Below are 26214 nucleotides of genomic sequence, written 5' to 3'. Positions count from 1 at the left end.
ATGCCCTGTTACTGGGTTTTCCCGACTGCAAAACGATCGTCGATCAGCTCGGCCGTGACTTTGGGAATGTCGACGTCCGCGGGCAGGACGCCGGCGCTTTGCAAGGCGATACCCGCTTTCGAGATCGTGTCGCGCTGCAGGTCGCCGATCGTCGATTGCGAGAGGTCAGTCCGCTCCAGTTGCTTGGCGATGACATTGTCCGGCAGTTTTGCCGCCTCCACCAGCGCCGCCTTGAGCGCTGCGGGATCGGCCAGCGCCTCGGCGCGTGCCTGCTCATAGACGGCGACGACGCGTTTGATGATGTCGGGATGTTCGGCGGCAAATGTCTCGGTCGTATTGAGCACGCCCCAGCTGTTGTTTTCCGGCTTGCGATAGAAGAGCTTCGCCTTGTCGTCCACTTCGGCGGCCGCCATCAGCGGATCGAGCCCGGCCCATGCATCGACATCGCCACGCAGAAGCGCCAGCTTGCCATCGGCATGCTGCAGCAGCACCAGCTTCACATCCGATTGTTTCAGGCCGGCATCCGCCAAGGCACGGACGAGAAAGACATGCGGATCGGTGCCGCGCGTCACCGCGATCGTCTTGCCCTTCAGATCCTCGACGGTGGAAATCGGACTGTCGGCGCGGGTGACCAGAGCCGTCCATTCGGGGCGCGAATAAACATAAATGGATTTGATCGGATTGCCGTTGACCCGCGCGATCAGTGCTGCCGCACCCGCCGTCGAGCCGAAATCGATCGATCCGGCGTTCAGGAATTCCAGTGCCTTGTTCGAGCCGGCGGATTGTACCCAGCGAATGCTGATATTGTCCTTGGCGAATTCCTTTTCCAGGAGGCCTTCCTTTTTCAGAAGAACACTGACCGGATTATAGGTTGCCCAGTCGATCCTGATTTCTGAAAGATCGGCTGCGCCAGCCGATGACAGCCCCAGCCCCAAAGCAACCGCGACACCGATCATCGCCGAACGAAACACGCCCATAACTTATTTCCTCTCCGTACCATTGCCATCGATAGGTCGAAATAACCTACGAGCACTGGTGATGGGCGAGAAACCTATAACGTCTATTTCTATGGAATTTGTGGAAATATTTTTCCCCGGCCGCGTGGATGTGGTGCGGCGCGCAATGTCGAGAAAGCGGATGCGGGAGTGGATCATCTGACGGGTCGACAAAAAGAAAGCGCCGCTGAAGAGCGGCGCTTGGCATCAGGGATGATGGCGAAATCAGCCGGCGGTGCAGAAGTGGCTGCGGCCGTCACTGCCGATATAGGTGCCGCTGCGCGGATCGAAGGAGCGGTAGCGGTAAGAGCAGTAACGCTCCCATTGCGGCGACCAGGGTTCTACCGCCGTGCGGACCGGCTCGTAATATTGCTGCTGCTCGACATAGACACGGCGCGGGGCGCGATAGACCGGAGCGGGCTCGTAATAATCCGGCTCGTAGGCCGGGTCGATGTAGCGGCGCTCTTCGTAGACTGAGCCGTTATTGGCGTTGGCGATGGCCGAACCAACGATCAGGCCGGTTGCGAGGCCGACGGCACCGCCGACGAGCGCGTCGTTGCCGTTATGATGGCGCCAGTGGCGGTCGCGTGCCGATGCTTCGCCAATGGCGGAGAGAGTAAGCGCGGCAGCAGTTGCCGTCAGCAGAAGAGTCTTGGCGAGCCTGTTCATAAGCATAAATCCCAATCCCGGGAACCGAACGCCGGTTCCTTTCTCGATGATGATAGTCCTAGAGATTTGTAGCTGAACGAAGGCTGAACGACAAAACCCGGCATTGCTGCCGGGCTTCAACTCGAATTCGACAGCCGTTAAGGGTTCAGCCGGCAATCTGCAGATTGACGGCCTTCGGGCCCTTGCCGCGGCGATCCGGCTCCGTGTCGAAGCTTACCTTCTGGTTTTCCGTCAGACCGGCCAGCCCGGAGGCCTGAACGGCAGAAATGTGAACGAAGATATCGGCGCCGCCCCGGTCCGGCTTGATGAAGCCGAAGCCTTTGTCGGTATTGAAGAATTTTACAGTGCCAGTCTCTGCCATGCGTCAGGTCCTTTTCTCTCTGCCCGCCATCCACACGGGCAGCATCATAGCATTGCCTCCTTGCGGGAGGGGTTGGCAGGCAATTCTTGAAATGTGAGAAAAAGGTCCCCTCTACCTCGGCCTGTTCCAGGCAGGACTTTCGCCCGCCATTTTTGGAACCGGCTGACCGGAATATTAGCGTTCCCGGCGCGCAAATACTTAAGGACTTCCCATGCTCGCAAAATGCCCGAACGCGCTGAGAGTGCTGCGTTTAAAGGATTTTGGCAAGCAAAAGTTTTTTAGCGTGTCGTTCCTGGCACACCCCTGCCGATAAACAATTTGCGCAAAAACGCAAAATTTCCTTCGCTGATAGGGAATGATTAACGTTTTATATCGTCTGCAATATAAGTTCCGAGCAGATTTTCCCAAAAATGCAACGTGAACGCGTCTTTCCGCCCCCGGTAAATTTTTTTTCCGCTGTGGGACTCACCCATATTTGGACGCGTGTTCACGTGGCTGGCAGCCGCCGTCGGGCGAATCCAGGGACGAGTTCGACTACAAGCATAGCGATCAACATGAGCGCGCAACCTGCATAACCTGTCGCCGGCATCGTTTCGCCGAGCAGCAGGGCTCCGAGCGATGCGCCGAAGATCGCTTCGGAAGAAAGGAAGATCGCGGCCTGCGAGGGCGTCGTGTAGCGCTGGGCTATCACCTGCAGGACGAAAGCCAGGCCAGAGGAGAAAATACCGACATAGAGGATCTCCGGCGCCGCCGCCCAAATCGCCGCAAGGCTGACAGGTTCGACGGCTGCGGCAACGGCCAGCGCACAGGTCGCGGTTACGGCGAATTGCACGGCGGAGAGCGCGAGCGGCCTTCCGGTCGCCGAAACGGTCGTACCGGCGAGGGTGATCTGGATCGCCCAGAAGACGGCGCAGACGACGGTCAGCAGATCGCCCGGCGTCAGCGCCGAAAGATGGCCACCGGACAGGAGGTAGATGCCAGTGATCGCCAGCAGCGCGCCGGGCCAGATGATCCAATGCGGGGCGCGGCGCAGGAAGCACACGGCAATCAGCGGCACAAAGACGACATAGAGGCCGGTGATGAAGCTGGAATTCGTCACCGTCGTCGTCTGCAGTCCGACCTGCTGCGTGGCTGCACCGCCGAAAAGAGCAAGGCCGGTCAGGATGTAGAGCTTCGCATGGCGCGCGCTGGTCTTCTCTTTGGCCTTGCGCGCCTCAAAAAGGACGAAAGGCAGCACGGCCAGCGTGGCGACGGCAAAACGCAGGCAGATGAACCAGAAGGGACCGATCGCCTTCATCGCCGTCGACTGCGCGACGAAGCCGCCGCCCCAGATGGCGGCTGCAAGCAACAGGAGGAGGTTCGCCTGAACGCGCGTCATGTCGTCCTCGATGGGGAAGGGAGGTGTGGTCAAGCGGTTAGCAGTTGCGTTTCCTTCCGGCAAGGGTGAAGACTTTGGGCGGTGTGAACGGAGGTGAAGGCATGCGACGTGAAGAACGGCCAGCCGGCGACACCGCAGCGTCCAAGACGGCAGGCTATTCCGGCACGCCGCTTGCCCGGAAGCTCGGCCTGACTGATGGGCAGGCCGCGGCTCTTCTCGGTGTTCCCGAAACGATCGGCGAGATCCATGGTTTCGACGGTTTTGCTTCGGTCGTCCGCGCGCTTCCCGAGACGCCTCAGCGCGCCTTCGACTATGTGCATTTGTTTACAACAGAACGGGCGGCGCTGGAGGCTGTTGCGCCCACGCTTTTTTCTGTCCTGATGCCGAGCGGCATGGTCTGGATCTCCTGGCCGAAGAAGAGTTCACGCGTGCCGACCGACATCACCGAGGACGTGTTGCGGGAGGTTCTGCTCCCGACGGGCCTCGTCGACGTCAAGGTCTGCGCCGTCGACGAGATCTGGTCCGGGCTGAAATTCGTCATCCGCAAGGAACTGCGCGGCCCGTTGTGATCTCTCAGCCGTTGCGGGCTTGCGCCCTGGAGACCCTGAGCAGCGCGCCGTCGTCCTCGTCCGTCACCATCAGCAGCGCTCCGTCGGGTGCGACGACGACGTCGCGGATGCGGCCGTATTCGCCCTCGAACAGGCGCTCTTCGGCGACGAAAGCGCCGTTGTCGTCACGTTGCATGCGCGACAGCAACTGGAACTTCAGCGCTGCGACGATGAAATTGCCGTCCCATTCCGGAAACATGGCGCCGCGATAGACGACGAGCGCGCCGGGTGCGATCGAAGGATCCCAATAATGCAGCGGCTGTTCCAGCCCTTCCTTGGCTGTGCCTTCGCCGATCTCGGCGCCGGAATAGTCGCGTCCATAGGTGATGATCGGCCAGCCGTAATTCTTGCCGGCCTGGGGCTGGTTGATCTCGTCGCCGCCGCGGGCGCCGTGTTCGACGGTATAGAGCTTGCCATCCCTGGCGTCGAAGGTGATGCCCTGCGGGTTGCGGTGGCCTTTCGACCAGATTTCCGGCAGTGCCTTGCCGCCGTCCTTAAATGGATTGTCGGCGGGGATGCTGCCGTCGGCATTGATATGGATGATCGAGCCGGCATCGTCCTGCCAGTCCTGCGAGCGGTCGCGGTCGCCGCGGTCGCCGACGCTGATGAACAGCGAGCCGTCGCCGGATATCGCGATACGCGAGCCGTACTGGATATTGCCTGATGTGAAGCGCCGCATGGTGAAAACCGGCTTTACTGCGTCCAGGGTCTTTTCATCGGCCGAAAGTGTGGCGCTGAAGGCTTCGGTGCCGGAGCCCTGCCTGTTGGCGATGGCGGCGGTGAAATAGAGTTTTCGGCTCGTCGCAAAGTCCGGGGCGAGCGCCACGTCCATCAGGCCGCCCTGGCCACGGGCGGTGACTTTCGGCACGCCGCCGATCGGGTCGGAGACCTTGCCCTCTCGGATGATGCGCATGCGGCCCGGCCGCTCGGTGACGAGATAGGCGCCGTCGGGCAACACCTCGACCGCCCAGGGATGTTCGAGACCGTCGGCGAGCTTGTCGACTCGCACTGTAAGATCCTGCGCTTTGATGGTATCAGCCGCATCCGCGGATATAGCCCCGAACAGGACCAGCGCTGCGGCCAAATGGAGGGCGGATATTCTCTTCATCGTGTTTTCCCTGTCGTCTCTCCAGGCTGAACGTGGAGCGGACAGGAAACAGCTTCAACCCTCATTCGACCTGATATAACGGCTTTGTGTTTGGCGGTTGAACCGAGCCGGTCGCCTGAGGGTCGACCAGTTCCGCCTCGAGGATGTAGCGCAAGGGCCCGCGCTCCGTCGCGTCGAAGGGCCAGCAGGTGGTCAGCACGAGACGGCGGCCGTCGGAGGAGGGATCGATGCCGTTTGCATCCCACGGAGCGATGCGGCCTTCGCCCGCCTTGAAGGTCAATAGTTTGCCGTCGCGGCGCGTGACTTCGATCGTATCGCCGGGCTTTATATATTGCAGCCAGCGGAAGTGCGTGTCGCGATGGGCTGCGATCACGGAGGTGCCTTCCTCGCCCGGCTGTGGGGTGTTGACGAGCCAGGCCGGACCGAAGGCGAGAGCCTCGCCGGAGGCGCCGGAAAGCACGATCGCCTCCTTGCCGAGGCGCGGGGCGCGCACCTTGGCCTCGGTGGTGAAATCCGCCCAGGGCCAGGGCTTTGTCTCTTTCCCCTGCAGCTCCGCGGCGAAAGCGCGTTTCAGCAGGATCTGGGAGAGCTCCGCCTTCGCTTTCAGCAGGAAGCCGTCGCCGATCAGCGCCAGGCCATAGAGGGCAAGACCGGCAATGGCGAAGGCGATTGCCTTTTCGATCGAGGAAAGACGCCAGAGGAAAAAGCCCTTGCTCGGGCGCGCCTTCGGCCTGTCATAGGCCGTGGCGGCCGCCATGGCGAGTTCCAGATAGGTCGGAAGCGGCTCGAATTCGGCCGCTTCCTCGTTGTGGCTTGCGGAGAGCCTAGAGGCCATAACGCTTGGCCCCGACCGCGATCACCCGCTTGATGCGCCGGCGCCAGATGGCCAGCCCGCTTGCCGCCGTCAGCGCCAGGAGCAGCATGGTAAGCCCGCGGATGATCTGCTCGTCGGCGCGCGTTGCCGTCTGCGGCAGGTTCACGGTCGAGCTCTTCTGCGCGATCATAGTGGCGGCCTTGGCGGTCGGGGCTGCTGCCATCATGTTTGCGATCCCGGGCGATGGGGCGAGATCCTGTGTTTCGGCTGCCGCCTGTTCCGGTCCGGCGTTTCCTGCCGGCGTCGCCGAGCCATGGCGTTCTCCGCCGGCAGGATGGACAGGGTTTTCGCCGAAGACCTTATCGAAGTCCCAACCTTCAGGCAGATCGAGCGGCAGCTTGGTTGAGCCGAGCGGCTGATCGGCCGGGCGTGACGGGGTAACGTCGACGGCAACGAGGCTGGTGAGGCGGGAGACGAGATGGTGGGCGAGAGCGACAGTCTCGATATCCTTGTCGAGCGTGGCCCGATCCTGACGCTCATAGGCACGGGCTTCGAAATCGTCGATCTTGCGGCGGGCCCAGAGCTTGGAAATGCCGTTGCCGTCGGCGGCATTGGCGATATCCATCTCGACGCGCCAGGGTTGCTCGCCTGTCTTGCCGAAGATCTGCAGCTTGCCGGCGGGTTTGTCCTCAGGCAGTTCGGCGGTCAGCACGACGGGTTCGCCACTGTATAGGTCCGGCATCGGGTTCGGCGTGATATCCTCGGCTTTTATGCCTTCAAAGGTCGCGGCGATATCGGTCATGGCTGGGTTCTGCAGCTTGGCGAAAAGCTCGCCCATGCGGCTTGCCACCTGATCGGTCGAGCCGATTGCCGTGAAAGTGCCACGGCCGACTTCGGCGGCCTTGGTCATGAAATAGGTATTCGGCGCCGAGCCGATACCGACGGTGAAGACGCGGGCATCGCCGCGGTTTGCAGTGATTTCCTGGAAGAGCTGCTGCTCGTTGCCGATCGCGCCATCCGTCAGGAACACGACCTGGCGCAACGCTCCGCTTGCGACCGGTCCCTGGTTGCGCAATGCAGCCTCCAGGGCGGGCAGCATTTCCGTGCCGCCGTCGGCTGTCAGGCCTCTGACATAGGCAATGGCCTTTTCGCGATTGTCCGGGGTGGCAGCGACGAGACCCTTGAAGTAATCCGTCATCGTATCGTCGAAACGGATGACGTTGAAACGGTCGTCGGGGTTCAGCTTGGAAATGGCAAGCGCCAGGCTCTGCCTTGCCTGCTCGATCGACGGACCGGACATGGAACCGGAATTGTCGATGACGAAGACCACCTCGCGTTTTGCCGGCGGCGCTGCCGCATCCGGAGCCGTGGGCGGGGTGACGAAGGCGAGCAGATAGGTCTTGCCGTTCATGACTTCCCGGAAGAGGCCGGCACTCGGCATCTTGCCGTGGGCGGCCTTCCAGATGAGCTCGAAATCCTTGTCGGCGGGAACGGTGTCCGCCTTCAGGCCGATCGTCCTCGCCTGGTCGCCATCCTGCCTGATATCGACCGCGTGGAAGGACGATTTGACGTCGCCAAGCGGGAAGCCTGCCTTGAGGTCGACGGTCAGCGAAATCGGATTGATCCTGGCGTTCTCACGCGGATCAAGTACGGGGGCTTCGATCTTGTCGCGGTTTTCCACCGGGTCGCGTGGTGTGGCGAAACCGGCGCCGTTATTGAACTCGACGGTCTGGACGATCGGCGCCGGATTGTAGCGCGGGGCGACGACCATCGGAAAACGCAGCGAGAACTCGCCGCCCGACTGGTGGACCGTCTGCTGATATTCGATCTGGACGACGACGGTTTCGCCGGGACCGATATTGGCGACCTGGTTGGTGAAAATGTTCGGCCGCTGTTGTTCGAGCAGCGCCGTCTTCTTGCCCTCGGCCTTGGCCTGCTCGTAGATTTCACGGGCTTCCTGGCGAGGCTTGATCTGGCCTTCGATGAAGCGTTCGCCGATCTGCATTTTCAAGGCGTCAACGGCGGAATTGTCCGGCAGCGGGAAGACGTAGGTGCCTTCTACCCAACCCTGGCTTGGATTCTGAAAGCGCTGCGTCACCTTCACCCTGGCGATCGGGCCGGAGACGTCGATGGCGACATCGGTCTTCAGCCGCGGCGCTTCGACATAAAAGCCCGGCTCCTTCGACGGAAAGAGCAGCGAGCCGCTGTTGACGTCGTTCGGCCGGACAAGCGCCGCCAGTTGGTTGGATGCCTGCGGCGCCTGCTCGGCGCGGACTGTGGAGGCAAGCCCCAGCATCGCCGCTATGCAGGCGGCAAGAGCGGTGACGGCAACAAGGACTGAAACGGAAATTCGGCGCGCGCGAATGCGCCCTATGGCAAACCCATCTTCCAGAAACATTGGCATACCCTCAATAACCAATTTCGGATGCCGGATGATGCGGCTTCGATCTCGGCGCGCTCACGACCGAATTGCGGCGTGGCGCGGCATTTGTTGCGGCTTATTCGTGGCGATGGTCGAATCCGGTGATGCCACTGATTTCAGGGTATAAATCCGGATGACTTCAGAGTTTGATTCAAGATCCGCGCAGCACGATTCAACCTCGTGACGCCGGCCTGTCCGAAGGCGTGGACAGGCCGGGCGGGCGGCGCGGCGAAATGATCAATAAGAATCATGCCGCCATGACGCCTTTCCGCTTGAAATGCCGTCATACATTGGACATAGAGCTAACCGCAGAACTCCGGTCCCGGCTTTCTGCCCGTTTCAACCAATAGGACCGTTATCATGGCCTTCCTTGCCGATGCTCTTTCCCGTGTGAAGCCTTCAGCCACCATCGCCGTCTCCCAGAAAGCGCGCGAGCTGAAAGCAAAAGGACGTGACGTCATTGGCCTCGGTGCGGGTGAACCGGATTTCGATACGCCCGACAATATCAAGAAGGCCGCCATCGACGCGATCAACCGCGGCGAGACGAAGTACACGCCGGTTTCCGGCATTCCTGAGCTGCGCAAGGCAATTGCCGCCAAGTTCAAGCGCGAGAACGGCCTGGACTATACAGCGGAGCAGACGATCGTCGGCACCGGCGGCAAGCAGATCCTTTTCAACGCTTTCATGGCAACGATGAACCCCGGCGACGAAGTCGTCATCCCGGCGCCTTACTGGGTTTCCTATCCCGAGATGGTGGCACTGTGCGGCGGCACGCCGGTTTTCGTTTCGGCCACCCAGGAGCATAATTTCAAGCTCCAGCCGGCCGATCTCGAAAAGGCGATCACCGAGAAGACAAAGTGGTTCATCTTCAACTCGCCGTCCAACCCGACGGGTGCGGCCTATACGCATGACGAGTTGAAGGCGTTGACGGATGTGCTGATGAAACATCCGCATGTCTGGGTGCTGACCGACGACATGTACGAGCACCTGACCTATGGCGACTTCAAGTTCGTCACGCCTGTCGAAGTCGAGCCGAAGCTCTACGACCGGACGCTGACGATGAACGGCGTCTCCAAGGCCTATGCAATGACCGGCTGGCGTATCGGCTACGCGGCAGGCCCGCTGCAGCTCATCAAGGCCATGGACATGATCCAGGGCCAGCAGACCTCGGGTGCGACATCGATCGCCCAGTGGGCTGCTGTCGAAGCGTTGAACGGCACGCAGGACTTCATCCCGGAGAACAAGAAGATCTTCGAAGGCCGTCGCGATCTCGTCGTTTCCATGCTGAACCAGGCCAAGGGCATTGTCTGCCCGGTGCCGGAAGGCGCCTTCTACGTCTATCCCTCCTGCAAGGGTCTGATCGGCAAGACGGCTCCGTCGGGCAAGGTCATCGAGACGGACGAGGATTTTGTTTCCGAACTGCTGGAATCGGAAGGCGTTGCCGTCGTTCACGGTTCGGCCTTCGGTCTCGGCCCGAACTTCCGCATCTCCTATGCAACCTCGGAAGCACAGCTCGAGGAAGCCTGCCGCCGTATCCAGCGCTTCTGCGGCGCCTGCAAGTAAGCCGGTTGGCACAGCATCGATCAAAGGCCCGCCGCGACGGCGGGCCTTTTTCTTTGTGGCGAGGTTGGGCTGGCGCTGTGATTGTCGTTCACGTCCCGATTCAACATGCTGCAGAGTTGATTCCACTTTGCCTCGCAAGTCGTTGAATTCCGATTCAAAACGTGACGCAGGGTGACGGCTCGGCGGGTGATCGGCGGTTGCGGGTTGGCATCAAACCAACTAGATATCCGGCATCAAGTTTACGTTGCCGCTTCGGGAGGCCGGGATTTTGCAGCAGAGTGCGGTGATCGTCTGTTCGGATGTCAACATGCTGCCGGCCGCCTGCTGCACCCTGCTTTCCGTCAAGCGCAATCTCGGCGGTTCTGCCGTGGAGTTCCTGCTTCTCGGCATCGACCTTACGCCGAATGAAAGCGCCGAGGTCGGAAATTTCGCGCGGATGCACGGCATGGCGATCACTGTGCTGCCCTACAATACGCCGGATACGGCAAAGCAGGCGCGGGGCCGCTGGTCGGGTGCGACGCTGGCGCGGCTCTACATGGATCTGCACATACCCGCTCATATCGAGCGTCTGCTTTACCTCGACGCCGATGTGCTGGCAGTTGCGCCAGTTGACGAACTCTTCAGCAGGGATTTTCAAGGCAAGGCGCTTGCCGCCGTCGACGACTATGTCATGGCCTTTCCCGAGAAGGCTGGCGCACGGCAGCGGAAGATCGGCATGCACGAGGGTGGCCGCTATTTCAATGCCGGTGTGCTGCTGTTCGACTGGGCGGCCTGCCGGGAGAGGGAGCTTTTTGCCAGGACACGGGAGATCTTCGAGGAGCGGTCGCATCTTTTCGAGAATAACGATCAGGATGCGCTGAACGTCACCTTCGACGGCGACTGGCTGGTGCTCGATCCGCGCTGGAATACGCAGACCGGCCTTCTGCCCTTTGTCGGCCGGCCGGCGATCATTCATTTTACCGGCCGGAAAAAACCGTGGCAGGCCACCGTACCCTGGGTGCACCGCCGGATGGCCAAGCGTTATATCGAGGATCTCAGCAATACGCCGTGGGCCTCGTTCTGCAGGCAGCCGTCGATGATGGGCCGGGTCGCGGGTTTCCTTTCGCATGTGGGAAAGCGTATCGGCGGGCTGACGCGGCTGGCACGGACGCGCGCCTATTTCAGCAACAGCTAGTAAGGCGGGCAGTGCGCATCGTCCTTGGAAAGTGCATGTGAGCCGATATGGAAGCAATCCCCAGTGACACGCAGAGGGCCGCCGCGGATGGCGGCTTCAACTTCCTGACGCCGGAGGCGTGGAAGGCACTGTTGTCACCTTATTCCCACGTCGTGCTGGTGGCAAACAGCGAAGCAGTCGATTTCGAGCGGCTGCGAAGCGAATTGCCGGAGACGACGCTCTACGTCTTCTTCAACAATGTCTATAAGGTGCTCGACGAAGCCTTCACCGGCCATGCGGTGCTGATTGCCCGCAGCGGCGTGATGGGCGCCAATATCGTCCACCGGCGCGAGGCGGCGGATGTTCTGCGTTTCTTTGCCGGCGACGATTTTTTGGGTGTCGTCAATATTCGCGCCTCCCCGGAGGAAAACTTCAGTGAGGAGAGCGGCTTCAAAGGCGCCAGAACCCGCCATCTCGATCTGACGCAAATGCTCGGCGATCTCTATCCGACAGGCAAGATCGCGACGAGCGGCTTTGCGATGGCGCTTTGGCTGGCCGACCTGCAACTGCCGGGCAAGATCCTGCTTGCCGGTTTTTCGGCAAAGAGAAGCGAGAAGTGGAAGGTCTTCGACGTGCACGACTGGACGTTCGAGCAGATCTTCCTGCGTCTCTTTGCCAGGATGGGCGCGATCTCGATGATGGGCGGCGTCGATGCCAGCCCCTATTCGGCGCTGGCCAAACGGTTTCCGCAGGTGCCGCCGATCGAGATTGCGATGACGGCGGCCGAAGTTCTGTCGGAACGGCTCCACAATGCGAACGGCCAGATCGACCGGCTGATGTCCGTCACCAAATCGATCCGCGCCATTGAGGGTTTCTTCCGGCGCTTCAAGCCGAAAACCCGCAAGCAGCGTTTCCTCGAAAAGTCGAAGGAATGACTGCCGCAGGGACCTGCCAACAAGGGTGAACTGCCAAGAAGGCGATGTCAGCCGCCACCGTCAAAGTCCCAGCGCCGTCAGCATGATGAAGGTGGCAAAGAGGATGAAATGCGTCATGCCCTCGATGGCGTTGGTCTCGCCGTCGTTGAGGTTGATCGCCGCGGCAATCAGCGTGATCGTCACCATTACCGTCTGCACCGGGGTCATGGCCATGATGAAGGGCTGGCCGGTGTAGAGCGCGATCGCCTCCATGACGGGTACCGTCAGGATCACCGTCGACAGTGAAGCGCCCATGGCGATGTTGACCGTCGCCTGCATGCGGTTCCTGAGGGCTGCCCTCAATGCCGTCAGGATCTCGGGGGCGGCCGAAATCGCCGCGACGACGACGGCGGTCACCGCGATCGGCGCGCCGCTGTCGCGCAGCCCGTCGGCCATGAAGGCCGACATGAACTCCGCCAGCAGGCCGATGATGACCACGCCGACGAGAATGGTGGCGATCGAGATCGCGGCCGACTCGTCGGGGGCGTGCTCGTCCGGACTTTCTTTCTTCCGCTCGGAGCGCGGATAGCTATAGCTGAAGAAATAGCTGTGCTGGCCGACCTGCATGCGCAGGAAGAGGCCGTAGAGCGCGATCATCGCGACGATGGTGAAGGCGGAATAATAGTGCCATTTGTCGCGGGGCACGAATTCCGGCACGATCATCGAGATGCCCATGGCGGTGAGGATCATCACGCCGTAAGTCTTGCCGGAGTTATCGTTATAGGGCTGTTCGCCGTGCTTGAGGCCGCCGAGCAGCGCGGCGAGGCCAAGAATGCCGTTGATATCGAGCATTAGGGCGGAATAGATCGTGTCGCGCACCAGCGTCGGCGAACTCTCGCCACTCATCATGATGGCGAGGATGATGACTTCGACGGCGACGGCCGAAAGGGTCAGGATCATCGTGCCGTAGGGATCGCCGACTTTGACGGCGAGCAGTTCGGCATGATGGGCGACGCGGATAGAGGCGAGCACGATGGTGCCGACCAGGGCGACGGCTGCGATCAGCGCGACGCCGCGCCCCATCTCGATCACCGCGTGTTCCATGAGATAGGCGATCACTGCAACGACAAGTGCGACGACCAGAAACTTTTCTTCTTTAAAGCGTGACGCGATCCCCAAGCCTGAGCTCCTGTCCCGATTCATGCGTTTTATCTAAGTCACTGATTTCGCCTATCAAGCAGGCCCGGGGCCAGTCCCGTTTGCAGTCTTCGGCGTTTAATGGAATACTGAACGTCATCGGGGCCGGAAAGCAGATCGCGGCGTCCTCGAATTCTCGTCAAGCGGCCGCGATGATCCGGATCCTGTCCGGAAGCGTGCGAATGCGCAACAAGAAGATGAGGAGACGGATGCATGATCAAGGTGGTCTACGAAGTCGTGCCGCATGACGGCGGCTGGGCCTACAGGCTGGGAGGTGTCTATTCCGAGGCATTTCCGACCCATGCCGAGGCACTCGAAGCTGCGCGCATCGTCGCGGCCGAACAGCAGGTCGGCGGCGATTCCGCCGAGATCAGCTGGCAGGACGAGAACGGCAAGTGGCATGAGGAATATGCCGAAGGCGGCGACCGGCCGGAAACCGAGGTGGTGGATGGTCTCTGGAAAGGTCACGCGGCCGGGGCCTCGCCAGGCATTTGAAGTTACCGATTGCCCGTCAATGCCCGCGCGACGATCGCGTCGACGAATTCACGCTTATGCGCGGTATAGCGATCGCCGTCCATCCTGAATTCGGCTGCCAGCCTGCGTTTGAGCGCGGCATACTCCGCCGCCGCTTGCGGATGCGCGATGAGATAATCCCGGAAAGCCAGCCTGTTTCGATGGGTGCTGTTGCCGGGCGGGCAAAGATAGACCCGCTCCGCCGGCACTGAACCTCTCGACAAAAACGCCCAGACATCGTCGTCATAGCGGTTGCCGCGCGGCTCGTAGCCTTCTGCCAGAAGCACGCGGGTGGCGCCTTCGATATGCCCGAGGCCGGGAAGGATGATGTCGATATCGATAAGCGGCTTGGCGGTCATGCCCGGTATGGACGTGCTGCCGATGTGATCGATGGAGAGCGCCTGCGGCAGCAAGCCCAGCAACCTGTCGCGGATGCGCCGGAAGGCTTGGGGCCATTGCGGATCGTGGGGCACGAGTTCAACCGGGTTGTGCGTCGTCATTTTCCCATCCCGCCGGAGCGCCCGTCCAACAGGACGTGCCAAGGAGCCTATTGCTTTGAAATTTGCGCATGATTCTTTCCGAAAATCGATTCCGATTTTCGCACTTATGCGCTGGTCGAATATCGGTAATAGTCCTGCAGACCGTTGACCAGGGCGTCGAACGTGGCGCGGCAGCGCGGCGAGGTCTTCAGGCTCGCATGCATCGCCACCCACGTACCGAGCGGGATTTTGAAGGCATCGGGCAGGATGTGCACCAGGTCAGGATTTTCCCGCGCAAGCCCGGTCTGGCAGATGCCAATGCCGACGCCGGCGCGGATTGCGGAAAGCTGGGCAAGGTTGCTGTCGGTCCTGTAGGAGAATTCGATGCCGGGCACCGCATAGCGTTTCATCACCATGCGGACATAGGCCGTCTGCCGGTCGAAACCGATCAGCCGGTGGTTTGCGAGGTCAGCCAAGGTTTGCGGAATGCCGTATCGGCTGAGATAGCGGCGATGGGCGTGAAAGCCGAGCGGGATATCGCCGATGCGGCGCACGAGGAGCGCATCCTGCTGCGGCTCGGCCATGCGCACGGCGATGTCGGCCTCGCGGTTCACCAGGTCCTCGATGATATCGGAAGCCGAGAGCTCGATCTGGAGGTCGGGATAGGTCTCCTGCAGCGGTCCGAGAATCCCAGGCAGCACCTCGACGGCGATGACTTCGCTGGCGCTGACCCTGACCGTTCCAGCCACGCGTTCGCGCTCACCGGATGCGGTGCGCAACAGGGCGGCAGCGGTTGCCGCCAGTGTTTCGGCATAGGGCTTGAGCGCCAGTGCGGCGTCGGTCGGCAGCAATCCATTCGGCGAGCGGATGAAGAGCTCGGCGCCGATCGCCAGTTCCAGTGCATCGACATGGCGGCCTATGGTCGGCTGGGTCAGCCCCAGTTCTCGGGCGGCGGCTGAAAGCGATCCCTGCTGGAGCACGGTCAGGAAACTGCGGTAGAAATCCCAGCTTGGTTCAACGCTCATATATTTTTGTATAGCATATGCAACTATTTCGTCAATTTTGTTTATGTCTTGCTGATGGCATGATCCTCTCATCCAATCGAAGGAGATGAGTGTCATGAATAGGGAAATGCAGATGACGGCCCTCGTCCTCGGCGCGACCGGCGGTATCGGCGGCGCGGTTGCCCGCAAGCTGCTTGGGCGCGGCTGGCGCATCCGGGCGCTCAACCGTGATGCAGCCAAGGCGTCGAGGCGCGAGCCGGCTTTCGAATGGCTGCAGGGCGATGCGATGAATGCCGGTGACGTGCTGAGGGCGGCTGAAGGCGTCGACCTGATCGTCCACGCCGTCAATCCGCCCGGCTACCGCGACTGGGAAAGGCTGGTGCTGCCGATGCTCGACAATACAATCGCCGCCGCTCGCGCCGTCGGTGCGCGCATCGTGCTGCCGGGCAACGTCTATAATTTCGGTCCCGATGCCTTGCCGGCGCCAACGGAGGAGAGCCCGCAGCATCCGGTGACGAAGAAGGGGGCGATCCGCGTCGACATGGAGAAACGGCTGAAGGCAGCGTCGCGGGCCGGCGCAGGCGTCATCATCGTCAGGGCAGGGGATTTTTTCGGCCCGGGCACGACTGGTAACAGCTGGTTTTCGTCCGGCCTCGTAACCCCAGGCAAGCCGGTCGGCACGATCAGGAATCCCGCACGGCGTGGCATCGGCCATCAATGGGCCTATCTGCCCGACATGGCGGAAACCATCGCCCAGCTCGTCGAGCGGGCCGATCGGCTGCCGCCTTTCGCCGTCTATCATATGGAAGGCTTCTGGGATGCGGACGGCATGCAGATGGCCGAAGCGATCAAGCGCGTCGCCGGCGGCAAGGCGAAGATCGCCGGCTTTCCCTGGTGGATCGTGCCACTGGCAGCGCCCTTTGTTCCTGTGATGCGGGAGATCAAGGAGATGCGTTATCTCTGGAAGGTGCCGGTGCGGATGCGGAACACCAGGCTCACGGCCGAGCTCGGAAGGGAGCCGCAGACGCCGATCGACGAGGCCGTCAGGGCTTCGCTCGCGGCGCTTGGCTGCCTGCCTGAACCGCATCGCGACATGGCGACCGCCTTTATCGGGCATTCGCCTGAAAAGATGCGTTAGGCCCGAAGTTCGGCCAGCGCAATCCGGGCGACCGTCAGGGCTTTTTCTGCCTGCTCGATGTTCGGATCGCCGAGGAACCAGGCGGCGGAGAGGCCGGAATAGGCAGAGATCCATTGCAGCAGCCGTTTCGGCTCGAGCCCAGCCGCTGCTGAGACGACTGCGAGCTGGCGGCGGAAGCGAGCCGGATCGGTGATCGTTGGCAATTCCTCATTGGCGAAGATGTTGGCGAAATCGAAGCCGCGTTCGCCGTGGAGCCGCTTCGGATCGATCGCCAGCCAGCCGCGCGACTCGAAATCGAGGATATTGCCGTGGTGGATGTCGCCGTGAAGGATGGCGACGTCACGCGGATCGGCAAGGAGGGCGTTGGCGATCGCCGAACAATCGGCAAGCGTGCCGCCATGCTTGGCTGCTGCCGGCTCCAGATCGCGGAACCAGCGGGTGAGGGGCACGGGATCGGGAAGCGGTTTTTCGCGCGGCGCATGCAGCCGTGCCGCTGTCTGACAGAGAATGCGGCTTGCCTCGTCGTCCTCACCATTCATCGCCATGGCAAGCAGCGAGCGTTTCCCCATCGCCCTTTCCAGCAGCACGGCGTCGTCCTCACGGGCGAAGACATAGGCTGCGCCGTCACCATCCCACCATTGCATCAGCAGCGCGCCATATCGCTCGTCGATATCGGCAGCCACTTTCAACATGGCGGGCCTATCCTGCCAGAGGACCGGCAGCAACTGGCTCGAATGGGTGATGATCGGCTCGCCGTCTTGTATGAGCGACCAACGGTGGAGATGAGAATCGAACATGGCGACACGCTACAAAGATGCATCGAAAATGGAAATCCCGCCTTTCGGCGGGATTTCGCGGTTTGCATTGCAAAAGGCTCAGGCGACTTTTTCGAGGATGGGATAGTCGATATAGCCCTTGCCGGTGCCGCCGTAGAAGGTCGACTGGTCGGGCGTGTTGAGCGGCAGATGGTGTTCCAGGCGCTCGACGAGGTCGGGATTGGCAATGAAGGGCTTGCCGAAGGCGACGAGATCGGCGCGGCCGCTTTCGACGGTGTCGATCGCCAGATCACGGTCGTAGCCGTTGTTGACCATCCAGTCGGCCTTGCCGCCGGCCTTTTCGTAAGCTTGGCGCAGCGCCTTGTAATCGAAGGAGGGATTATCGCCCTGCTTGTAGTCACGGTCGCCGCCGGTCTGGCCTTCGATGACATGGAGATAGGCGAGGTCGTATTTGGCCAGGCCTTCGACGATGTGTGCAAAGGTCGTCTGCGGATTGGAATCGTAGCTTTCGCCGGACGGCGTCACCGGCGAGATACGGATCGCGGTGCGGCCGGCGCCGATTTCCTTGACCACGGCATCGACGACTTCGAAGGTCAGGCGGGCACGGTTTTCGATCGAGCCGCCATATGCATCGCTACGGTCGTTGACGCCGTCGCGGATGAACTGGTCGAGCAGGTAGCCGTTGGCGCCGTGGATCTCGACACCATCGAAGCCGGCATCGATCGCGGCCCGGGCGGCCTTGCGGTAATCCTCGATAATGCCGGGGATTTCGGCGGTTTCAAGCGCGCGCGGCTCGGAGGTGTCGGCGAAGCTGCCGGTGCCGTCGGCATTGACCAGATAGGTCTTGGCCTTGGCGACGCGGTTGGTCGAGGAAACCGGCTTGCCGTCGTTCGGCTGCAGCGTCGTGTGCGAGATGCGTCCGACATGCCACATCTGCACGACGATCTTGCCGCCAGCAGCATGGACCGCGTCGGTGACGCGCTTCCAGCCGTCGAGAGCCTCCTTGGTATAGAGACCCGGCACATTGGCATAACCCTGGCCTTGATGTGTGATGGCTGTTGCTTCGGTGATGATCAGGCCGGCGCTGGCGCGCTGGCGGTAATATTCGACGTTGAGGTCGTTGGGGATTGCGCCCGGCGAGCGGTTGCGGGTCAGCGGCGCCATGACGATGCGGTTCTTGACGGGGATGTCGCCGACTTTCGTGGGTTCGAAAAGCTTGGCCATGATGGTCCTTTCTTTTGCGGGAGGATCACTCGGCAGGAGCGAGGGCGGCTCGGCCCCTGGCGGAGAGATAGGTGAGCACCGTCGCGCCGAGGCCGATCAGGGCCATCAAGGCTGCGGCGAGTGGAACGCGGGTGAGATCGAAGCCCGCGTCGATGACCAGGCCGCCGACCCAGGCGCCGAGCGCATTGCCGGTGTTGAAGGCGCCGATGTTGATCGTCGAAACAAGATTCGGGGCGTCCTTGCCGAAGCCGACGACGCCGACCTGAAGCGCCGGCACGGCGGCAAAGCTTGCCAGTGCCCAAAGGAAGAGGGTGATTTCGGCCGGGATGAAGAAGCGGCTCGTATAGCTGAAGGCGATCGAGGTGATGGCGATTGCGGCAAAGACGCCGGCAAGCGTCGCGCCGAGCCGCCAGTCGGCAAGCTTGCCGCCGACGAGGTTACCGACGGTCAGCCCGAGGCCGATCAGGAACAGCGTCCAGGTGACGCCTTCGGGCGACACGCCGGTGACGTCGCGCAGCAGCGGCGCGATATAGGTGAAGAGGGCGAACATCGAGGCGGCGAAGAAGACGGTGGTGGAGAGCGCCAGCCACAGGCCGCCATTCCGGAGTGCCGCGATCTCGCGCAGGATGCTGCCGTTTTCCTGCTGCTTGTCCCTCGGCAAAATGGCGATCAGGCCTGATATAGTGACGATGCCGATGACGGTGACGACACCGAAGGTGGCGCGCCAGCCATAGGCCTGGCCGATCGCGGTGCCGAGCGGCACGCCGAGAACATTGGCAAGCGTCAGGCCGGTGAACATCAGCGCGACGGCGCGAGCCTTGCGGTCTTCGGCGACCAGTCCGGCGGCGACGACCGAGCCGATGCCGAAGAAGGCGCCGTGGCAAAGCGCGGTCACGATGCGGGCGATCATCAGCACCCAGTAGCCGCTCGCCAGAGCGCACAGCAGGTTGCCGGCGATGAAGAAGGCCATCAGCGCAATCAGGGCGGTGCGGCGCTTCAGCTTCGCAGTCGAAACGGCCATCACGGGTGCGCCGATCGCGACCGCCAGCGCATAACCGGTTACCAGCCATCCGGCCTGCGGGATCGTCACCGACAGATCGGCGGCGACCTCAGGCAGCAAACCCATGATGACGAATTCGGTGGTGCCTATCGCAAACGAGCTCAAGGCGAGAACGAGGAGGGCGAGGGGCATTCTAAAGGTCCTGCGTCAGTTGCTTGAGAAAAGCGGCGATCGTTTCTTCGTTTCGCTTGTAGAAGATCCACTGGCCGACGCGTTTGGTGGTGACGAGGCCGGCGCGATGCAGCGTCCCGAGATGAGCCGAGACCGTCGACTGCGACAGGCCGCAGCGCTCGAACTGACTGGCGCAGACACCCATTTCGAAAGGGTGCTCCTGCGAGGGGAAATGTTGCTCGGGGTTTTTCAGCCAGTTCAGAATGTCCATCCGGGCGGGATGAGCGAGTGCCTTGATAATCTCGTCTTTGTCCATCGTCGTTCGCCGAACTATAAATCGTGTTTAACCGATATATTGATCGTCGGAACTCGATATGCAAATCACGGAGGCGTGAGGTGGCGGCCTTTAGTGGGTGCGCAATTTTTGGGCAAAAAAAGAGGGCCACCGGAAAACCAGGGCCCTTGTAATTGTGAAGGTCAAAAACCTCCAGAGGGGAACAGCTAATGCGGTGGTACTGGGAGAGAAACCACAAGATGCATCAGCTGAGATGGATATGGTGCTTCCTTGAGCAGGTTTCAATGCTTTTTTGTGCATGTCTGCTATGCGCCGCACAATTTTTTTGCGGTGCGGCATTTCCCTGGGCAAGCAAGGTAAAAAAAGAGGGCCACTGGAAAACCAGGGCCCTTATAAGTGTGAAGGTCAAAAACCTCCAGAGGGGAACAGCTAATGCGGTGGAACTGGGAGGAAAAGCCACCATGTGCATCAGCTATGTGCGATATGGTGGTTTAATGGGCAAACGGCAACCCTCATTTGTGCATGCCAGTCATGCGCCTTCTGCATAGTATGCAAGACGTCGACAAAACCGGGCTTAAAAGTTCCAGTTTCTGGCCTTGCTGACGATGAAATCGCGGAAAGCCTTCAGCTTGGCGGCGTTCTTGATTTCGTCGGGATAGCAGAAATACGTGTCGAAGGAGGGGACGTCGGCATTGATCGCCAGCTGAATCAGGCCGGGGTCGCGACCGACGATGTAATCCGGCAGGCAGGCGACGCCGATGCCGAGCAGGGCGGCCCGCTTGATCGAGGTCTGGCTGTTGATCTGCAGATGCGGGATGCGCTTGTTGTCGGACGAGCGGCCGGCGACCTCCAGCCAGTTGACGTCGAGCAGGTAGCTCGGCGCCGGCTCGCCGAAGGTGATGATGCGGTGATTGTCGAGATCCTCGATCTTCTGCGGCTCGCCATGGCGGTTGATATAGGAAGGGGCCGCATAGACGTGCATGTGCACGGTGAAGAGCTTGCGCTGGATGAGGTCGGATTGCTGCGGCTGGCGCAGCCGAATCGCGCAGTCGGCATGGCGCATGTTCACATCCACTTCCTCGTTGTCGAGGATCAGCTGGATCTGCACATCGGGATAGAGCTGCAGGAATTCCTGGATCTTGTCGGTCAGCCAGCCCTGGCCAAGACCGACCGTCGTCGTGACGCGCAGTTTGCCGGACGGCGTCTCGGTCGTCTCGGTGAGCTGCATCTTGACGGTTTCGAGCTTCAGCAACACGTCATGGGCGGTGCGATAAAGCAGTTCGCCCTGCTCCGTCAGAATCAGGCCGCGCGCATGGCGGTGAAACAGCTTGGTGCCGACATCCTGCTCCAGCGCGCTTACCTGGCGGCTGATGGCGGATTGGGACAGATGCAGTTTATCCGCCGCATGCGTGAACGAACCCGCCTCGGCAGCTGCGTGGAAAATACGCAGCTTGTCCCAATCCAATGGCATTCCCCCACCCCTCATGCCGATCTTACTCCGCGGCCACGGCGACGGGCATGTGGCCCGTCAGATATCGCTCGGCTTCCAGTGCTGCCATGCAGCCCAGGCCGGCGGCGGTGATCGCCTGGCGGAACGTGTCGTCGGTCACGTCGCCCGCGGCATAGACCCCCTCCAGGCTGGTCGCGGTCGAATCCGGTGCGGTCCAGAGATAGCCATTGTCCTTCAGCTTCAGTTTGTCCTTGAAGAGCTCGGTCGCCGGCGCATGGCCGATGGCGACGAAGACGCCGTCGATCGTAACCTCGGTGATCGCCCCGGTACGCGTGTCGCGCAGGCGGGCGCCGGATACGGATTGCGGCATCGGCGGCTTGGCCGGCGTGCCGGTGATCTCTGCCACTTCGGTGTTCCACAGCACCTTGACATTGTCCTTGGAGAACAGACGCTCCTGCAGGATCTTCTCGGCCCGGAAGAAATCGCGGCGGTGCACTACGGTGACCGACTTGGCGATGTTGGAGAGATAGAGCGCCTCTTCGACGGCGCTGTTGCCGCCGCCGACCACGATCACATCCTTGTTGCGATAGAAGAAGCCGTCGCAGGTGGCGCAAGCCGAAACGCCGAATCCCTGGAAATGCTGCTCGCTCTCGATGCCGAGCCACTTGGCCTTGGCGCCGGTGGCGATGATCAGCGTATCCGCGGTCCAGACTTGGCCGCTGTCGGTGCGGGCGACGAAGGGACGCTGGTTCATGTCGACTTCGGTCACGAGATCGTTGACGATCTCGGCGCCGACATGTTTTGCCTGCTGCAGCATCTGTTCCATCAGCCAGGGACCCTGGATCGGATCGGCAAAGCCCGGATAATTCTCCACATCGGTGGTGATCATCAACTGGCCGCCCTGTTCGAGACCGGCGATCAAAACCGGTTTCAGCATGGCGCGCGCGGCATAGACCGCGGCAGTATAGCCTGCGGGTCCGGAACCGATGATGAGCACCTTGGTATGGCGGGCGGGCATGTCATTTCCTTTCGACTGGCAGGAGGGCGGCGGCTAAGTGGTGATTGCGGCCGTTTCGCGGTCCATGGGCCATTTATGAACGTCCAATGCTTTTATTCAAGGGCAGCCTTGCGTTACCAACAAGGCAAATCGCCAGGATGTGCAAGAATCCGTCATCGGCGTGAAACATTCTTGCGTATTCCGCCGCTTTATATAGAAGCTCCCCGCGGAGAATTAAAGAAAGGCAATGATGTGGGTCGCGCCGAACTCGACGTCATCGACATAAAGATACTCCGGGAGCTGCAGGCCGACGGCCGCATGACCAATGTGGAGCTCGCCGATCGCGTCGGCATCTCGGCGCCGCCCTGCCTGCGCCGGGTGCGCAAGCTCGAGGAAGCCGGCATCATCGAGGGCTATCACGCGATGCTGAACAGCCCCAAGCTCGGCTTCGACCTCGTCGCTTTCTGCATGGTTGGCCTCAAGCACCAGTCGGAAGGCAATCTCAAGGCCTTTGCCGCCGCCACCACCGAATGGCCGCTGGTGCGCCAGGCGTGGATGGTCTCCGGCGACAGCGATTTCCTGCTGCATTGCGTGGCGGAGAACCTCACCCGCTTCCAGGATTTCGTCATCGAGGTGCTGACGGCGAACGAACATGTCGATACCGTGCGCACCATGCTGACGATCCGGCAGGTGAAGAAGCTGGGACTGGTGGAAGTCTAGACTCCCAATTGCTCCTGTCCATTACTTGCGCGAGATATAGCCGCCCCGGTTGATGCCGTGGCGCTGGAGTTTGTCGTAGAACGTCTTTCTCGGAATACCGAGCGCTTCGATGGTGCGGCGCACGTCGCCGTCATTGGCCGACAGCGTGTCGCGGATGATCTCCGCCTCGTAGCGTTCCAGTCGTTCGGGAAGCGTGGCGCCCGCCGGCTGCGCAGGGACCACGGCCGCTCCACCGCCTTCCACGCCAAGCACCACGCGTTCGGCATAATGCGAGAGTTCGCGAACATTGCCGGGCCATGTATGCGAGGCGAGATGCTGCCGCACACCGGGCGAAAGCGGCGGGACCTCGCGGCGAAAGCGCTCCGCGGCGCGGGCGGCGAAATGGGAGAACAGCAGCGGAATATCGTCGCGGCGTTCTCGCAGCGGCGGGATAGAGATCGTCACCACATTCAGCCTGTAATAGAGATCCTCGCGAAAATCGCCGCGCACCGAGGGATCCCCGAGGTCGATCTTGGCAGCCGCGACAACGCGAAGATCGACCGGGCGCACCTCGTTGGTGCCGAGCGGCGTGATCTCGCGCATCTCCAGCACTCGCAGCATCTTGACCTGCGTGGCGGCCGGCATGCTCTCGATCTCGTCGAGGAAAAGCGTGCCGCCGCTTGCATGTTCGATGCGGCCCGTGCGGCGCTTCTGAGCGCCGGTAAAGGCGCCGGCTTCGTGGCCGAACAGTTCGCTTTCGATGACGGTTTCGGGCAGAGCGCCACAGTTGAGCGCCACGAAATTGCCCTTCCGGCGGTGGCTCCACTGATGCAGGATCTGGGCAACCACTTCCTTGCCGCTGCCCGTTTCGCCGGCGACCAGCACGTCCACATCGGTATCGGCGATATGGCGAAGAATGTTTCTCAAGTTTTCCATGACAGGGGTCTGGCCGATCAGCGGCAAGTTCTCCTGCGCATCCTCGGCTGCTTTGCGCAGCATGCGGTTCTCCAGAACAAGCCGCCGCTTCTCGCTGGCGCGACGCACGCTTTGGACGAGCCGATCGGCCGCGAAGGGTTTGGCGATGAAATCATAGGCGCCGTCCTGGATCGCCTGAACGGCCATCGGAATATCGCCGTGGCCGGTCATCAGGATCACCGGCAGGTCGGCATCCATGCCCTGCAGCGTGGCGAAGAGTTGCAGTCCATCGATCTCCGGCATGCGGATATCGGTGACGACGGGGCCGGCGAAGTCGGCCGGCAGGTCCGCCAACGCGGCTTTCGCCCCGTCATAGGCGGACACGGTGAAACCGGCGAGTTCGAGCGTCTGGGCGGTGGCGCGGCGCAGGTCCTTGTCGTCGTCGATCAGCGCAACGGGGCTCAGTGTGTCCATGAGCTCAAGCCTTCCTCAGATGAACGATGAACTGGGTTCCCTCGCTGTCGCTTTCAACCTCCATCCGGCCGCCGTAATCGCCGACGATATCCTTGGAGATGACCAGCCCGAGACCGAGACCGCTCTCTTTCGAGGTATTGAACGGGGTGAACAGGCCTTTGCGGATTTCAGGCGGAATGCCCGGGCCGTTGTCGGCGACCGTCACCGTTACCATCTCCGCATCGGCTGACGTTCTGACCTCGACGCGGCCCTCTCCGGCCTTCGGCGCCACCGCCTCCAGGGCATTCTGAAGCAAGTTGATCAGCACCTGTTCGAGACGGATCCGGTTTCCCATCACCTGCAGTTCAGGCGGCGGCAAGTCGATGTCGAGCAAATCCATGCGCCCGGCAAACCGGCTGCGCAACAGCATCACAGCACCCTCGATGACGTCCTTCAATCCTGTCGGTTCGGCGCTGCCTCGGCCTTTGCGGGCAAAGGTCTTCAGCTCTTCGGTGATCGCACCTATGCGCTCCGTCAGCGCCGCGATGCTTTCGAGATTTTCGCCGGCAGGCGCCGCCTGGCCGCGATCGAGGAAGGTGCGGGCATTGTCTGCATAGGCACGGATGGTCGCCACCGGCTGATTGATCTCATGAGCGACGCCGGCCGCCACCTGGCCCAGGATGGCCAGCCGGTTGGCCTGCACCAGATCCTGCTGCACCGCCTGCAGCTTCTGCTCCGTGCTCTTATGGCCGATGATTTCGGCCTGCAGCCGGTCCCGCGCCTGGCTGAGATCCAGCGTCCGCTCGACTACCCGCCGTTCCAGTTCCTCCCGCGCCTGCTGTTCTCTGGATATCCGCAGGGTGATCGCATGGCGGCGGCGCAAGAGGAAGGCTGCTGCCGCCAGCAGCGGCAAGAGTATGAGCAAGGCCAGCATGCGGGCTTCGCGAATTCCCGCATCGACGGACGGCCCGAGCGTCACGAGATGCTGCAACTGCCATCCGGTGGCCGGAACCGGCATCCCGACATCGAGAAACCTGGTTTTTCCGGCATCGCCGGGCATGACGATCTCAACGACGTCAAGGCCGTCCCCGAGGTTCCTGATAAGATCGAGCGGCAGGGGTTGAAGCGGCGCAGCGCCGAATTGAAGGCTTTCGCGGATCGCAGTCAACCGGTCTTCGGCGATCCGGCCGATCGTCATGAACCGCCATGATGGAAGACTGGTGATGAGGACGATGCCGCGTTCGTCAACGACATAGGACGGAGTGCCCGAGGCATTCCAATCCGCCTCGACGTCGTCGAATTCGACCTTGACCACGACGACACCCAGCAGGCCATTGCTGCCCGAAATCCGTTGGGAGATATAGAGGCCCGGTTTCTTGCTGACCGTGCCAAGTGCGAAGTGCTCGGCCTGTCCTCGTTCGACTGCCCCTTGGAAATACTCGCGGAAGCGGTAGTCATTGCCGACGAAGCTCGTCGGTTCGCGCCAGTTGCTGGCCGAAACCGCCATGCCGTCCTTGTCGATGACATAGATGACGGCGGCCTTGGTGCCCGCCGCCAAATTTTCCAGCTTCTGACTGAGCCGCTCGAACGCGCCGGCATCCTTTCCGGCAAGCGCCGCGGCGAGTGCTGCGTCCTGCGACAGAACGAAGGGAAGCGCCCGGTATTTTTCGAGAACCGTGCGCAGCAAAGCCGCATTCAGTCTCGCATCCATGCGGGCCTGTTCCTCAAGGGCGGCCTCCGCCCGGTGCCGGCCGATCTCGCCGCCAGCCCAGAGGCTTGCGACGACGGCGAGGAGGGCGAGCACGGCATAGGTCCACCACATCCGGCGGATGCGGTGCTGCAGGGGCAGGGAAGGCCACAATTTCTGCGACACGGACATGGCGGATTTGTGCATTTTTCTGCACGAAACGCAAATGGA

General features: G+C 61.6%; 25 protein-coding genes. 7 read left to right on the top strand and 18 right to left on the bottom strand.

Translation table 11 applies throughout. The features are described 5' to 3' along the window. Positions 1–8 precede the first annotated feature (8 nt). The 4 genes from FHT79_RS07985 to FHT79_RS07970 form a co-directional block, all read right to left on the bottom strand. A complete protein-coding gene (locus tag FHT79_RS07985; RefSeq protein ID WP_183903204.1) occupies positions 9–977 on the bottom strand; it encodes an aliphatic sulfonate ABC transporter substrate-binding protein in 969 nt (322 codons plus the stop codon). A 243-nt stretch (positions 978–1220) separates the two neighbouring features. Next, positions 1221–1670, bottom strand: a complete 450-nt coding sequence (locus FHT79_RS07980; RefSeq protein WP_183903203.1) for a BA14K family protein — start codon at positions 1668–1670, stop codon at positions 1221–1223. Between the two features lie 139 nt (positions 1671–1809). Then, on the bottom strand, positions 1810–2025 hold the full coding sequence (locus tag FHT79_RS07975) for a cold-shock protein (RefSeq protein WP_003561293.1): 216 nt from the start codon (positions 2023–2025) through the stop codon (positions 1810–1812). Between the two features lie 487 nt (positions 2026–2512). Continuing rightward, on the bottom strand, positions 2513–3403 hold the full coding sequence (locus tag FHT79_RS07970) for a DMT family transporter (protein WP_028758395.1): 891 nt from the start codon (positions 3401–3403) through the stop codon (positions 2513–2515). Between the two features lie 101 nt (positions 3404–3504). Here FHT79_RS07970 and FHT79_RS07965 point away from each other — a divergent pair, with 101 nt between their 5' ends. Then, positions 3505–3972: a hypothetical protein gene (locus tag FHT79_RS07965; protein ID WP_028758396.1), complete on the top strand. Its 468-nt coding sequence runs from the start codon at positions 3505–3507 to the stop codon at positions 3970–3972. Between the two features lie 4 nt (positions 3973–3976). Here the strand turns inward: FHT79_RS07965 and FHT79_RS07960 are convergent, their stop codons facing one another. From FHT79_RS07960 to FHT79_RS07950, 3 genes are all read right to left on the bottom strand, one after another. Then, positions 3977–5119, bottom strand: a complete 1143-nt coding sequence (locus tag FHT79_RS07960; protein ID WP_028758397.1) for a PQQ-dependent sugar dehydrogenase — start codon at positions 5117–5119, stop codon at positions 3977–3979. A gap of 61 nt (positions 5120–5180) precedes the next feature. Further along, positions 5181–5954, bottom strand: coding sequence for a class GN sortase (locus FHT79_RS07955; RefSeq protein WP_028758398.1), 774 nt, complete (start codon positions 5952–5954; stop codon positions 5181–5183). Then, a complete protein-coding gene (locus FHT79_RS07950; RefSeq protein ID WP_183903202.1) occupies positions 5944–8331 on the bottom strand; it encodes a marine proteobacterial sortase target protein in 2388 nt (795 codons plus the stop codon). The genes FHT79_RS07955 and FHT79_RS07950 overlap by 11 nt, the downstream gene beginning before the upstream one ends. 384 nt (positions 8332–8715) lie before the next feature. On the opposite strand from FHT79_RS07950, the gene FHT79_RS07945 reads away from it, so the two are divergent. The 3 genes from FHT79_RS07945 to FHT79_RS07935 all read left to right on the top strand — a co-directional run bounded on the left by FHT79_RS07945 (position 8716) and on the right by FHT79_RS07935 (position 12006). Continuing rightward, a complete protein-coding gene (locus tag FHT79_RS07945) occupies positions 8716–9918 on the top strand; it encodes a pyridoxal phosphate-dependent aminotransferase (protein WP_028758400.1) in 1203 nt (400 codons plus the stop codon). A gap of 268 nt (positions 9919–10186) precedes the next feature. After that, positions 10187–11092 carry a glycosyltransferase family 8 protein gene (locus FHT79_RS07940; protein ID WP_028758401.1) on the top strand — a complete coding sequence of 302 codons (906 nt, stop codon included), beginning with the start codon at positions 10187–10189 and terminating at the stop codon, positions 11090–11092. A 47-nt stretch (positions 11093–11139) separates the two neighbouring features. Continuing rightward, the gene (locus FHT79_RS07935) at positions 11140–12006 is read left to right on the top strand and encodes a hypothetical protein (RefSeq protein WP_028758402.1); all 867 of its coding nucleotides are present in this window, start codon (positions 11140–11142) and stop codon (positions 12004–12006) included. Positions 12007–12066: 60 nt separating this feature from the next. Here FHT79_RS07935 and FHT79_RS07930 read toward each other — a convergent pair whose 3' ends face one another. After that, positions 12067–13164 (bottom strand): calcium:proton antiporter, encoded by a 1098-nt coding sequence (locus tag FHT79_RS07930; protein WP_183903201.1) that lies wholly within the window; start codon positions 13162–13164, stop codon positions 12067–12069. A gap of 231 nt (positions 13165–13395) precedes the next feature. Here FHT79_RS07930 and FHT79_RS07925 point away from each other — a divergent pair, with 231 nt between their 5' ends. Continuing rightward, positions 13396–13677, top strand: a complete 282-nt coding sequence (locus FHT79_RS07925) for a DUF2188 domain-containing protein (RefSeq protein WP_028758403.1) — start codon at positions 13396–13398, stop codon at positions 13675–13677. A 2-nt stretch (positions 13678–13679) separates the two neighbouring features. Here FHT79_RS07925 and FHT79_RS07920 read toward each other — a convergent pair whose 3' ends face one another. Together FHT79_RS07920 and FHT79_RS07915 are read right to left on the bottom strand one after the other, a co-directional pair. Next, on the bottom strand, positions 13680–14195 hold the full coding sequence (locus tag FHT79_RS07920; protein ID WP_028758404.1) for a GrpB family protein: 516 nt from the start codon (positions 14193–14195) through the stop codon (positions 13680–13682). Between the two features lie 104 nt (positions 14196–14299). Further along, positions 14300–15199: a LysR family transcriptional regulator gene (locus tag FHT79_RS07915; protein ID WP_028758405.1), complete on the bottom strand. Its 900-nt coding sequence runs from the start codon at positions 15197–15199 to the stop codon at positions 14300–14302. Positions 15200–15293: 94 nt separating this feature from the next. Here FHT79_RS07915 and FHT79_RS07910 point away from each other — a divergent pair, with 94 nt between their 5' ends. Continuing rightward, the gene (locus FHT79_RS07910) at positions 15294–16316 is read left to right on the top strand and encodes an NAD(P)H-binding protein (RefSeq protein WP_028758406.1); all 1023 of its coding nucleotides are present in this window, start codon (positions 15294–15296) and stop codon (positions 16314–16316) included. Here the strand turns inward: FHT79_RS07910 and FHT79_RS07905 are convergent. The 6 genes from FHT79_RS07905 to trxB all read right to left on the bottom strand — a co-directional run bounded on the left by FHT79_RS07905 (position 16313) and on the right by trxB (position 22250). Next, positions 16313–17113: an aminoglycoside phosphotransferase family protein gene (locus FHT79_RS07905; RefSeq protein WP_028758407.1), complete on the bottom strand. Its 801-nt coding sequence runs from the start codon at positions 17111–17113 to the stop codon at positions 16313–16315. The two genes, FHT79_RS07910 and FHT79_RS07905, sit on opposite strands and share 4 nt — an antisense overlap. Positions 17114–17191: 78 nt before the next feature. After that, entirely contained in the window at positions 17192–18316 is a 1125-nt protein-coding gene (locus tag FHT79_RS07900; protein WP_028758408.1) for an alkene reductase, read from the bottom strand. A 25-nt stretch (positions 18317–18341) separates the two neighbouring features. Beyond that, a complete protein-coding gene (locus tag FHT79_RS07895; protein ID WP_028758409.1) occupies positions 18342–19508 on the bottom strand; it encodes an MFS transporter in 1167 nt (388 codons plus the stop codon). A gap of 1 nt (position 19509) precedes the next feature. After that, on the bottom strand, positions 19510–19803 hold the full coding sequence (locus tag FHT79_RS07890) for a metalloregulator ArsR/SmtB family transcription factor (RefSeq protein WP_028758410.1): 294 nt from the start codon (positions 19801–19803) through the stop codon (positions 19510–19512). Between the two features lie 553 nt (positions 19804–20356). Continuing rightward, positions 20357–21253: a LysR family transcriptional regulator VtlR gene (locus FHT79_RS07885; RefSeq protein WP_003581089.1), complete on the bottom strand. Its 897-nt coding sequence runs from the start codon at positions 21251–21253 to the stop codon at positions 20357–20359. Between the two features lie 22 nt (positions 21254–21275). Beyond that, positions 21276–22250 carry a thioredoxin-disulfide reductase gene (gene trxB, locus FHT79_RS07880; protein ID WP_028758411.1) on the bottom strand — a complete coding sequence of 325 codons (975 nt, stop codon included), beginning with the start codon at positions 22248–22250 and terminating at the stop codon, positions 21276–21278. Between the two features lie 231 nt (positions 22251–22481). On the opposite strand from trxB, the gene FHT79_RS07875 reads away from it, so the two are divergent. After that, on the top strand, positions 22482–22949 hold the full coding sequence (locus tag FHT79_RS07875) for an Lrp/AsnC family transcriptional regulator (protein WP_017994786.1): 468 nt from the start codon (positions 22482–22484) through the stop codon (positions 22947–22949). A 21-nt stretch (positions 22950–22970) separates the two neighbouring features. Here the strand turns inward: FHT79_RS07875 and FHT79_RS07870 are convergent, their stop codons facing one another. Continuing rightward, the gene (locus tag FHT79_RS07870; RefSeq protein ID WP_183903200.1) at positions 22971–24317 is read right to left on the bottom strand and encodes a sigma-54 dependent transcriptional regulator; all 1347 of its coding nucleotides are present in this window, start codon (positions 24315–24317) and stop codon (positions 22971–22973) included. Positions 24318–24321: 4 nt separating this feature from the next. Further along, positions 24322–26190 (bottom strand): ATP-binding protein, encoded by a 1869-nt coding sequence (locus FHT79_RS07865; protein ID WP_028758979.1) that lies wholly within the window; start codon positions 26188–26190, stop codon positions 24322–24324. Positions 26191–26214 lie beyond the last annotated feature (24 nt).

Origin of the sequence: Rhizobium sp. BK212 (assembly GCF_014197475.1) — a bacterium.
Classification (GTDB): domain Bacteria; phylum Pseudomonadota; class Alphaproteobacteria; order Rhizobiales; family Rhizobiaceae; genus Rhizobium; species Rhizobium anhuiense.
This window is presented reverse-complemented; position numbering and strand designations above follow the sequence as displayed.